This window comes from Cecembia lonarensis LW9, assembly GCF_000298295.1.
Lineage (GTDB): Bacteria > Bacteroidota > Bacteroidia > Cytophagales > Cyclobacteriaceae > Cecembia > Cecembia lonarensis.
In genome coordinates, this window is the sequence record NZ_AMGM01000254.1 from 1 (window position 1) to 791 (window position 791).

Annotated in this window: 1 protein-coding gene; it reads right to left on the reverse strand. The window is 68.5% G+C overall.

The genetic code is table 11. The features are described 5' to 3' along the window. The coding region (gene mptB / locus B879_RS24035; protein WP_040401586.1) for a polyprenol phosphomannose-dependent alpha 1,6 mannosyltransferase MptB at positions 1–791 on the reverse strand (791 nt) is incomplete at both ends.

A 791-nucleotide genomic window follows, 5' to 3' on the forward strand; every position in this document is an offset into this window, starting at 1 on the left:
ACATACAGTGCGCGTTCCCAGTTGATCGGGTAGCGCTTGGACAGGGCGAAGAACGGGATCAGCCACAACAGGTACCAGGGCTGGATGATCGGGGCCAGCACGACGGCGGCGCCCAGCGCGTAGCCGGCGTACAGCAGTGGCGGGCCGGCGGGCCGGCGGATGGCCAACAGGAAGACGAGCACCAAGGAGGCGACGCGGAAGACGGAGAACACGATGGAGGAAATCAGCTCCAGATCCCCTCCGAGAAGCGAGCCGAGCCACCCCAGTAGCATCCCCAGCAACCCCACCGGGGCGTAGGGGAAGGCCGCGGAGCCCGCGCCTGCCATCGCAGAGACCCAACCAAACCAGAGGCCCGAGGCCGCGCCCAGCAACGCCAGTACGCTCCCCGCCACGGCGCCGGTGAAGACCCAGGCGCGGATCTTGGCCTGCAGTGAGGCGTCGCGGGACACCATGGCCAGGCCCAAGAAGGGCAGCACCAGCACCACGATGGGCTTGATGGCGATGGCAGCAGCCACCGCAAGGACGCCGGCCAGGTGGCGCTTGCGGGCCACCAGCACAAAACCGAGCAGCACCCCGCCGATCATCAGCCCGTCGTTGTGCACTCCGCCGACCATGTTCAGCAAGAACAGCGGGTTGGCCACCGAGATCCACAGCGGCCAGGCGGCATCCCTGCCGCTGAGCCGGGCCAGGGCCACCACGGCCCAGGCGCACAGTCCGACCCCGGCAACGGCCACCAGGCGCATCAGCATGACCCCGTATTCGGGGACCGCCCCGGAGACGAAGTAGACGAA